The sequence below is a fragment of the Pseudomonas sp. Leaf15 genome (assembly GCF_001421425.1).
Taxonomy (GTDB): domain Bacteria; phylum Pseudomonadota; class Gammaproteobacteria; order Pseudomonadales; family Pseudomonadaceae; genus Aquipseudomonas; species Aquipseudomonas salomonii.
Genome location: NZ_LMKI01000014.1, coordinates 130,556 through 136,856 on the forward strand (window position 1 = coordinate 130,556; position 6,301 = coordinate 136,856).

A 6,301-nucleotide genomic window follows, 5' to 3' on the forward strand; every position below is an offset into this window, starting at 1 on the left:
GTGCGGACATTTACCTACAATGACCCACCGTTGGGCGCGCGCCAATTCGTGCAACTACTTACATGGCTAAGTAGCCCCAGTTGAGAAAAGCGACGAGGCAGGATGCCCAATGAACGCGTTTGCACAGCAGTTCCACGACATAGAACGCCTGGCGTTCCAACTCTCCCCCGCGCCGCAACTGGTCACCCGCAACCGCGTAATGGTCGACTGTAATGAGGCCTTCCTGCAGTTGTTCGGCTATTCGCGCGACGCATTGGTCAACCAGCTGACGCTGCTGATTTACCCTTCCCAGGCGGACTACCACGCCATTGGCAAGCGCAGCCATGAATGGCTGCTGGAAAGCGAAAACGGCTTCTACTCCGACGAGCGTTTCATGCAGCACCACAACGGCGAAGTGTTCTGGGCCAAGTCCCACGGCTACACCCTCACGCCCAAAGACCCGTTCAAGCTGATGATCTGGCACTTCGAGCGCCTGGACCGCACGCACCAGGGCACCGGCGATCTCACGCCACGGGAGCGGGAAATCGCCATGCACATCGTCAATGGCCTCAAGTCCAAGGAAATCGCCTTGCGCCTGGCGATCTCCCATCGCACGGTGGAGGTGCACCGCGCGCGCTTGATGAGAAAGTTGCAGGCCAAGACGGTGGTCGAGTTGGTGTCGAAGATTATTAAGGTGGCGTGATCATAAAGAGGGTTGCGCGCTGAAAAACGCAGCGGTCATGCCCTGGGACTTTCCAGCCTCCAGTGCGCCATCAAGCACGTCCATACAATTCGCATCCAGGCAGGCCGCCTAAGCTTCTGACTTTCCAAAATCGGCTGGAGAGCAGGCATGGGTAGAAAAGCGAATAGGGTAAGCCTGGCATTGACGCTGTTGGCCGGGGCCATGATGAACAGCGCGTTTGCGGCAACCCCGAGCGTGGCAGTGGCGCCGCAGTACGACACCAGCCACGTCTACGTGGCACCGGCTGATGTGGACCGCTTTGCCACGAGCTTTCTGGCGACCTTCGGTGGCAAAAGCACCCCACAGGTGGTGGTGAACGTACTGCCAGTGCCAAGCAGTACCACCTCGCAATTGTTGCAGACGCCGGTCGGTACGGTGTCACTGTTCGGCTTCAGCACCCCCATACCGCATCCGTTTGGCCAGGAGCGCAACGGTTATCTGGTCAAGGACATGGACGTGGCCCTCAAGGCCGCGCGGGAAAATGGTGCGGCCGTGATTGTCAGTGACTTTCCCGACCCTATCGGCCGCGATGCCGTGGTGCAGTGGCCAGGCGGTGTGAACATGCAGCTCTACTGGCACACCCAGGCCCCGAACTACGCAGGGTTCCAGACGGTGCCGGAAAACCGCGTCTACCTGCCTGCCGAGCGGGCCGAGGCGTTTATCAAAGCGTTCCTCGGCTTTTCCCATGGCAAGGTCCTGGCTGACGACAAACACGCGCCGGGTATCGATATCGGCCAGGGCGGCCTTTACCGGCGTGTCGACCTGCAATCGCCGTTCGGCCGCATGGCCGTGCTGGTGACCAATGGCCAACTGCCCTACCCGTTCGGCCATGAGACCACCGGTTACCAAGTCGACGACCTGACGGCCACCCTGGCCAAAGCCACAGGCTCCGGCGCCACTGTGCTGGTACCGGCGTTCGCGAGCAAAGGGCGGCGCAGCGCAATGGTCGAATTTCCCGGTGGATACGTCGCGGAAATTCACCAGCTCAGCGCGGCAAAATGAATCGTCGTACCCCCTGGGGCCTGGCCGTGCTGTGGCCGCTGCTCACCGCCAGCGCCCACGCCGAGGAGCAAGCCACCCGTCCGGTGCTCAAAACCAATCGCTGGCAGGAAAACTGGTCGGTGCTGCAAGACCCGTTGCTGCGCACACAACCGTTGGACAATTTGAAGTACATCCCGCTGTCAAGCGCCAACCCGATGACGTACCTGTCGTTGGGCGCGAGCTTGCGCGAACGTTTCGAGATGAACGATGCCAGTGGGTTCGGCGTGCGCGATGTGAAGCGTGATCGCTACCTGATCCAGCGCTTTGAGGTCCACGCGGACCTGCACCTGGACGAAAACTGGCGGGTGTTCACCCAACTCGAAGATGCTCGGGCGTACGACAAAACCACGGTGGGGGGTGCCGATCAAAACCGTGTCGACTTGCGGCTGGCGTTTGCAGAGTACGTAAACACCTTCAGCAGCGGGACATTCAAAAGCCGTATCGGCCGCCAGGACTTCGCCTTCGACTTGCAGCGGTTTATCTCGTCGCGGGATGGGCCGAATGTGCGCCAGTCGTTCGATGCGCTCTGGGCCGACTGGGAAACCACCCATTGGCGTTTTATCGCAATCGCCAGCCAGCCGGTGCAGTATCAGGACGAGAGACATTTCGACGACCGCTCCAATAGCGACGCACGCTTTCACCTGCTGCGGGTCGAGCGACTGGTGGGCGGCAGCAATGAGTTGTCGGCCTACTACGGCGTGTATGAACGCAGCGCTGCGCATTATCTGGACGCCGACGGCGAGGAAACCCGCCAGCTGTTCGACGCCCGACTGGGCGGCGCGGCCCAGGGCTTCGATTGGGACATCGAGGCGATGCTGCAAAGGGGGTCGGTGGGGAGCAAGTCGATTCGGGCGTGGGCCGCCGGCAGCCGCACGGGCTATACGCTTGAGGGCCTGGCATGGCAACCACGGCTCGGCGTGCAACTGGATATCGCTTCCGGCGACCGCAAAGCGGGTGACGCTACCGTCGGCACGTTCAACCCGCTGTTTCCCAACGGCTACTATTTTTCACTGGCCGGCTATACGGGCTACAGCAACCTGATCCACGTCAAACCGTCGATCACCGTCAAGCCCCTTGCCAAAATGAGCGTACAGACTGCCATTGGTCTGCTCTGGCGACAGACCACCGACGACGCGGTCTATACCCAACCGAACTTGCCCGTGGCCGGCACTGCAGGCCAAGGCGAACGCTGGACCGGCGCCTACGCTCAGTTGCGCACCGACTATGCCTTCACAGCGAACCTTGCCGGCGCGGTCGAAGCCGTGCATTACGCGGTGGGCCGCACCCTGCGCGAGGCCGGTGGTGACGACAGCAATTACCTGGGAGTCGAGCTCAAATTCAGCTGGTAAACCCAAGCAAGCACAAGTGTACAAGCCCTTCGACACGCGCAGGGCAATAGTAACGCGCAGTCATCCCCCTCAACCAAGGAGTTAAGCATGAGCACATTCGTTGCCAAAGACGGCACCCAGATCTACTTCAAGGACTGGGGCAGCGGTAAACCGGTATTGTTCAGCCACGGCTGGCCGCTGGATGCCGATATGTGGGAATACCAGATGGAATACCTGAGCAGCCGCGGCTTTCGCACCATCGCTTTCGACCGCCGTGGTTTTGGCCGGTCCGACCAACCCTGGACCGGCAATGACTACGACACCTTCGCCGACGATATTGCCCAGTTGATTGAACACCTGGACCTCACCGACGTGACCCTGGTGGGCTTCTCCATGGGCGGCGGCGACGTTGCTCGCTACATCGCTCGCCATGGCAACGCACGTGTAGCCGGCTTGGTATTGCTGGGTGCCGTGACGCCGATCTTCGGTCAGAAAGCGGACTACCTGCAAGGTGTGCCCACCGATGTATTCGACGGTATCAAGGCCGGGCTGCTGAAGGACCGCGCGCAATTTATCAGCAATTTCAATACCCCGTTCTTTGGCATCAACCAGGGGCAGAAGGTCTCGCCGGGCGTGCTCACCCAGACCTTGCAGATTGCCTTGCTGGCATCGCTCAAATCGACGGTTGATTGCGTCACGGCATTCTCCGAAACCGACTTTCGCCCGGACATGGCCAAGGTCGATGTGCCGACCCTGGTGATCCACGGTGATGGCGACCAGATCGTGCCGTTCGAGACCACCGGCAAAGTGGCGGCGCAGATGATAAAAGGCGCGCAATTGAAGGTGTACAAGGATGCGCCGCATGGTTTTGCCGCCACTCACACCCAGCAGTTGAACGAAGACCTGTTGGCCTTCCTCAACCGCTGAAGCAGCGGCGTCACCCTCTCCTTTCTTTGGCCGGGCTTGCCCGGCCTTTTTTTGTTCAGGCTCAAGCGTGACCAAGTGCCAGGCGACCGGGCCCTGCGATCAGAATGCTGGAAAACAGGATCAACAGCAGCCATCCAAACTGCCCTTCAAACAGCGACCACTCCGGGTGCACTACCAGCAACGCCACCAGCAGCACAGCGAGGATCGGCAAACAGGCCAGGCGCACCCAGACCCCGGCGATAATCAGCAACGGGCAGACGACTTCAGCGCCAATCGCCAGGCACAACGTGACATTGGCGCCCAGGTGGAACGGGTCTTCGATCAGCGTCAATTGCTGGCTGTAGTGGAGCAGTTTGGGCAGCCCATGCACCCACAGCAAGAACAGCGATGCACTGACTCGCAGAAACAGCAGCCCAAGCGCCTGACTTTTTGATTCATTCATCTGCAACGTCCATAAAAGAAACCGACGTCGATTGTGTCCGCAGAGCCGAGCCCGAGCTTGCAAGCCTGTGCTGACCTTATGGCGCCGAGCCGGTTATGCTGGGCGCCACACAAACTACCCCGGTTGAATCAACCACCCCAGGCTGCGGTCCCACTTCATACGCTCATCGCTACAGGAAACGTAAACATGACTCTGCCCCACGACATGACCCAGATTGAAATCACCACCTTCGGCGGCCCTGAGGTGCTTCAGCCTCGTCAGGTTGCAGTGCCCTCACCCGGCCCCGGCGAGATTCTGATTCAAGTGCACGCCGCCGGGGTCAACCGTCCCGATGCCCTGCAACGCGCCGGCAAATACCCGATGAAACCCGGCATGAGCCCGATACCGGGCCTGGAAGTGGCCGGCGAAGTGGTTGCGCTGGGCGACGGCGTCAGTGAATACAGCCTGGGCGACAAGGTCTGTGCCCTGACCAATGGTGGCGGCTATGCACAGTTCTGCGCCGTACCCGCCAGCCAGGCCCTGCCGGTGCCTGAAGGCATGGATTGGATTCAAGCCGCTGCCGTGCCGGAAACCTTTTTCACTGTCTGGGCCAACTTGTTCGGCCTGGGTGGCGCGCACAAAGGCCAACGCGCCTTGATCCACGGCGGCACCAGCGGCATCGGCACCACCGCGCTGATGCTCTGCCAGGAGTTCGGCATCCAGGCGTTCGCCACCGCCGGCAGTGCCGACAAATGCGCGGCGATTGCCAAACTGGGCGCCGAACCGATCAATTACCGCGAGCAGGACTTTGCCGAGGTCATCGCCAAGAAGACCGGCGACACAGGCGTCGACGTGATCCTCGACATCATGGGAGCCTCCTACCTGAACAACAACCTCAAGGCCCTGGGAATGGACGGGCACTTGGTGATGCTGGGCTTCCTCGGCGGCGGCAAAGCCAATGACGTCGACCTGCTGACTATCCTCGGTAAACGCGCAGTCATCACCGGTTCCTTGTTGCGCGCTCGCACCAAGGACGAGAAAGCCGCAATCGCTGAGCAACTGCACGAATACATCTGGCCGGTGCTGTGCGCCGGGCGCTGCCTGCCGATCATCGACAAAGTGTACGCATACACCGACGCCGCCCAGGCCCATGCACGGATGGAAGGCGGGGATCATATTGGCAAGATCGTGTTGCAAGTGAAGTAATCGAGCCCCGGCGAGGCGGCGGCACAGGCGACATATTAGTTGCCTGACCTACCGCTTTCGCAGCCTCGCTAAAGCTCGACAGCTCCCACAGGGGATTGGCTGTGTTGCTTAGCTCTCTGTCAGCAGGGCCATCGCGTCGAACGCAGATTTCGCTAGCGACAAAGATCCAATGTRGGAGCTGTCGAGCCCCGGCGAGGCTGCGAAGGCGGCGSCACAGGCGACATATTAGTTGCCTGACCCACCGCTTTCGCAGCCTCGCTGAAGCTCGACAGCTCCCACAGTAGATCGGCTTTGTTGCTCAGTTCTCTATTAGCAGGGCCATCGCGTCGAACGCAGATTTCGCTAGCGACAAAGATCCAATGTRGGAGCTGTCGAGCCCCGGCGAGGCTGCGAAGGCGGCGGCACAGGCGACATGTAGGTTGCCTGACCCACCGCTTTCGCAGCCTCGCTGAAGCTCGACAGCTCCCACAGTAGATCGGCTTTGTTGCTCAGCTCTCTGTCAGCAGGGCCATCGCGTCGAACGCAGATTTCGCTAGCGACAAAGATCCAATGTGGGAGGCCCCGCCACCTCTTCGATGTAGCGCTGTCGCGCATCAAACTGGTTCATCGTAAGGTTGAAGAACGCGGGCGGGGCAAAGGCCGTAACCAGCACTGGTG

At 60.6% G+C, this 6,301-nt stretch carries 6 protein-coding genes; 5 read left to right on the plus strand and 1 reads right to left on the minus strand.

Annotation, left to right across the window (positions count from 1 at the left end; translation table 11 throughout):
* The first annotated feature begins 109 nt into the window (after positions 1-109).
* From ASE80_RS13830 to ASE80_RS13845, 4 genes are all read left to right on the plus strand, one after another.
* Positions 110-682: a LuxR C-terminal-related transcriptional regulator gene (locus tag ASE80_RS13830; RefSeq protein WP_056859407.1), complete on the plus strand. Its 573-nt coding sequence runs from the start codon at positions 110-112 to the stop codon at positions 680-682.
* A 147-nt stretch (positions 683-829) separates the two neighbouring features.
* Positions 830-1,723 carry a VOC family protein gene (locus ASE80_RS13835; RefSeq protein WP_056859408.1) on the plus strand — a complete coding sequence of 298 codons (894 nt, stop codon included), beginning with the start codon at positions 830-832 and terminating at the stop codon, positions 1,721-1,723.
* Positions 1,720-3,111, plus strand: a complete 1,392-nt coding sequence (locus tag ASE80_RS13840; RefSeq protein WP_056859409.1) for an alginate export family protein — start codon at positions 1,720-1,722, stop codon at positions 3,109-3,111. The genes ASE80_RS13835 and ASE80_RS13840 overlap by 4 nt, the downstream gene beginning before the upstream one ends.
* Before the next feature lie 87 nt (positions 3,112-3,198).
* Positions 3,199-4,017 carry an alpha/beta fold hydrolase gene (locus tag ASE80_RS13845; protein WP_056859410.1) on the plus strand — a complete coding sequence of 273 codons (819 nt, stop codon included), beginning with the start codon at positions 3,199-3,201 and terminating at the stop codon, positions 4,015-4,017.
* 61 nt (positions 4,018-4,078) lie between these two features.
* Here ASE80_RS13845 and ASE80_RS13850 read toward each other — a convergent pair whose 3' ends face one another.
* Positions 4,079-4,459: a DoxX family protein gene (locus ASE80_RS13850; RefSeq protein WP_056859411.1), complete on the minus strand. Its 381-nt coding sequence runs from the start codon at positions 4,457-4,459 to the stop codon at positions 4,079-4,081.
* A 186-nt stretch (positions 4,460-4,645) separates the two neighbouring features.
* On the opposite strand from ASE80_RS13850, the gene ASE80_RS13855 reads away from it, so the two are divergent.
* Entirely contained in the window at positions 4,646-5,644 is a 999-nt protein-coding gene (locus ASE80_RS13855; protein WP_056859412.1) for an NAD(P)H-quinone oxidoreductase, read from the plus strand.
* Positions 5,645-6,301 lie beyond the last annotated feature (657 nt).